This is a genomic window from Azospirillum sp. UFLA03-27 (assembly GCF_059803775.1).
Window position 1 is genome coordinate 1 of the sequence record NZ_JAUQTX010000421.1, and the last position, 3233, is coordinate 3233.

Consider the following 3233-nt stretch of genomic DNA (forward strand, 5'->3'; position numbering starts at 1 on the left):
GTTATAGTCTCGTGGGCTCGGAGATGTGTATAAGAGACAGCTCCAGCCGGCCGGCGCGGCCCCGCCGCTGCTCCGCCGAGGCCTGGGAGACCTTGGCGGTGACCAGCCGCGTCATGCCGCTGCGCGGGTCGAAGCGGGGGACGCGCATCAGCCCGCCGTCCACGACGATGCGGATGCCCTCGATGGTCAGGCTGGTCTCGGCGATGGGGGTGGCGAGCACGATCTTGCGCGTGCCCGGCGGGCTGGGGGCGATGGCGCGGTCCTGGGCGTCCGCCGTCAGGTCGCCGTAGAGCGGGGCGATCACCGTGCCGGGGCCGAGGTCCCCGCTCTCCAGAAGGCTCTGCACCCGCCGGATCTCCCCGGCGCCGGGCAGGAAGACCAGCGCGTTGCCGGTCTCCTCGCGCAGGGCGCGGCGGACGGCGGCGGCCACGGCGTCCTCAATGCGGGTTCCGGCGGCGGGGGCGTCGAGATGGCGGGTCTCAACCGGAAAGGCGCGGCCCGCGCTGGTCACCATCGGGGCGTCGCCGAGCAGGGCGGCGACCGGGCCGCCGTCCAGCGTCGCCGACATCACCACCAGCCGCAGGTCGTCGCGCAGCGCGCCGCGCGCCTCATGCACCAGGGCCAGCGCCAGATCGCTGTCGATGCCGCGCTCGTGGAACTCGTCGAACAGCACGGCGCCGACCGCCGGCAATTCGGGGTCCTCCTGAAGCTGGCGGAGGAACAGACCGTCGGTCACCACCTCAATCCGGGTCTTCGGGCCAACCTTGGTGTCCAGCCTCACGCGGTAGCCGACCGTCTCGCCGACGCCTTCCCCCAGCATCGCGGCCATGCGGCGGGCGGCGGCGCGGGCGGCCAGCCGCCGCGGCTCCAGCACGATCACCTTGCGCCCGGCCAGCCAGGGCCGGTCGAGCAGGGCCAACGGCACGCGGGTCGTCTTGCCCGCCCCCGGCGGCGCCTGGAGCACCGCCACGCCGCGCCCGTCCAGCGCGGCCAGCAGCTCGGGAAGCACGGGGTCGATGGGAAGGGGCGGGATGCTCATGGACACTGCAGGATGGTGGAGAAGGGCGCCGCCCGTGTTCCTGGCAGCGGCGAGCGCCCCGGTCAAGCCTTCCGCCGGGCGTTGGCGGCTATTCGGCCTCCTCCCGGCAGAAGACCCCGGCCTCGGTGTCGTGGGTGAACAGCTCGGCGTAGCGCGCCCAGCCGGTCACCGCGTTCAGCGTCTCCTCGGCGTAGTCCTCGCTCATGAAGGCTTCCAGCTCGCGGGCGAAGGGGGCGTAGGGAACGCGGTGGTCGGGGCGCTCCGCCAGGGCGGCGTCGATGTGCGCGGCGAGCGGCACGAAATGGACCAGATGCTCGGCGAACAGCGCCTTGCGGTCGTCCATCCCGGCCTCGGCGAACAGGTGGCCCGGTTCGGTCAGCCGGATGTCGCCCTCCGCCACCTCGGCGAATCCGAGCATCTGGAGCGTCTCGGCGATGGGGAAGAGGTCGTCGATCTCGTGCCGCAGCGCCGCCGCGAGGTGCGGCAGGTCCGCCTTGCCCTGGTAGGGCGGGGCGGCCAGCGTCTCCATCAGGCCGGACAGCAGGTTCGTCAAGACGTGCTGGAGCGGCTCGGCGTAGACCGGACGCGGACGCCCGGCCGTTGTCCCCGGTGCCGTCGCCGGTGCGGTCAGCGGCTTGCGCGTGGTCATCCGGCCGTAGATGTCATCGACCAGATCGCGGAAGTCCGGGGCCAGCCGGTTGCGCGGGTGCGGGATGTCCACCCGGATCTCCGCCGCCACGCGGCCCGGGTTGGAGGCGAAGACCAGGATGCGGTCGCACATCAGCACCGCCTCCTCGATGTTGTGGGTGACCATCAGGATCGACCGGGTCGGCAGCTTGCGCTCCATCCACAGGTCGAGCAGGTCGGTGCGCAGCGTTTCCGCCGTCAGCACGTCGAGCGCCGAGAAGGGCTCGTCCATCAGCAGGATTTCCGGATGGACCACCAGCGCGCGGGCGAAGCCGACGCGCTGGCGCATCCCGCCGGACAGCTCCTTGGGGTAGGCGTTCTCGAAGCCCGACAGGCCGATCAGGTCGATGGCCTCCTCGGCGCGCGCCGCCGCCTCGTTCGCGGGAACGCGCAGCGCCTTCAGCCCGGCCAGCACATTCTCCTCGACGGTCAGCCAGGGGAACAGCGCGAAGGACTGGAACACCATCGCCACCCCGTCGGTCGGCCCGGCCACCGGCGCGCCGTGGTGCAGGACTTGTCCGGAGGTCGGCCGCGCCAGCCCGGCGACGATGCGCAGCAGCGTGGACTTGCCCGAGCCGGAGCGGCCGAGCAGCCCGACGATCTCGCCGTCGCGCAGCGTCAGGTCCACGCCGTCGAGCACGACATACTGCTGGTCGGACGGCTTGCGGTAGGCCTGCCGGACGTCGCGGAGTTCGAAAAGGGGCGAGTTCTGCGTCATGGGTACGGCCTCCGTCAGGCAAGGCGCAGGCGGCGTTCGGCGTAGCCGTAGAGCGGACGCCAGAGCAGCCGGTTGAGCAGGGTGACGAACAGGGACATCACGGCGATGCCGAGCACGATGCGCGGGTAGTCCCCCGCGGCGGTCGCCTGGGCGATGTAGCTGCCCAGCCCGTGCGCGGTGACCTCGGCGTCGCCCCAGCGCACCGCCTCGGCGACGATGCTGGCGTTCCACGAACCGCCGGCCGCGGTCACCGCACCGGTCAGGTAGTAGGGGAAGACGCCGGGCAGCATGACGTCGCGCCACCACTGCCAGCCGCGGATGCGGAAGCTGGAGGCCGCCTCCTTCAGGTCGCTGGGGAAGGCGGAGGTTCCGGCGACGACGTTGAACAGGATGTACCACTGCGTGCCGAGGATCATCAGCGGGCTGAGCCAGACGTCCGGGTTCAGGTCGAAGCGCAGGATGGCGACGACGGCGACCGGGAACAGCAGGTTGGCCGGGAAGGCCGCCAGGAACTGCGCCAGCGGCTGCACCGCCTCGGCGAGGCGCGGGCGCAGCCCGATCAGCACGCCGAGCGGCACCCAGACGAACGAGGCGATGGCGATCAGCACCACGACGCGCAGCAGGGTCGCCGCCCCGAGCAGCAGCGCGGTCCCGACGTCGCTCCAGCTGGCGCCGCCGGCGATGAAGCTCACCAGGGTCCAGCCCAGGCCGAGCGCTGCCGCCGAGACGACCGCGTACCACACTTGGTCTGTCTCTTATACACATCTGACGCTGCCGACGATTATACGC

Annotated in this window: 2 protein-coding genes and 1 pseudogene; all 3 read right to left on the minus strand. The window is 71.9% G+C overall.

Going from position 1 to position 3233, the window contains the following annotated elements; all coding sequences use genetic code 11:
* Positions 1-40: 40 nt before the first annotated feature.
* Positions 41-1039 (minus strand): annotated as a pseudogene (locus tag Q4I23_RS31765) (helicase-related protein); the annotation flags it as partial.
* An 88-nt stretch (positions 1040-1127) separates the two neighbouring features.
* Positions 1128-2444 (minus strand): ABC transporter ATP-binding protein, encoded by a 1317-nt coding sequence (locus tag Q4I23_RS31770; RefSeq protein WP_498528873.1) that lies wholly within the window; start codon positions 2442-2444, stop codon positions 1128-1130.
* A gap of 14 nt (positions 2445-2458) precedes the next feature.
* Positions 2459-3136 carry an ABC transporter permease subunit gene (locus Q4I23_RS31775; protein ID WP_498528874.1) on the minus strand — a complete coding sequence of 226 codons (678 nt, stop codon included), beginning with the start codon at positions 3134-3136 and terminating at the stop codon, positions 2459-2461.
* Positions 3137-3233: the final 97 nt, after the last annotated feature.